Raw genomic sequence first — 214 nt, 5'->3', positions numbered from 1 at the left:
CTCCCGAGTACATCGAGGGCGCGCGCTGGAACCAGGCGATCCTCTGGTCGCTCCCGGGATGCCTCGTCTACTACGGCGTGCAGGCCGTCGCCACGACCTACCCCTTCGCGCTCGCGCTGGGGACGACGCGCCGCAACTTCATCCTCGGCACGATGCTCGCGAACACGCTGCAGGCGCTCTACATCACGGCGCTGATGCTCATACTGCTCTGGGT

General features: G+C 66.8%; 1 pseudogene. It reads left to right on the top strand.

Annotation, left to right across the window (positions count from 1 at the left end):
• Positions 1-214 (top strand): annotated as a pseudogene (locus AMS67_RS17685) (hypothetical protein); the annotation flags it as partial.

Source organism: Leucobacter japonicus, assembly GCF_001273855.1.
Taxonomy (GTDB): domain Bacteria; phylum Actinomycetota; class Actinomycetes; order Actinomycetales; family Microbacteriaceae; genus Leucobacter; species Leucobacter japonicus.
The sequence above is the reverse complement of the archived record's forward strand: the minus strand, read 5'-3'. Positions and strand labels throughout refer to the sequence as shown.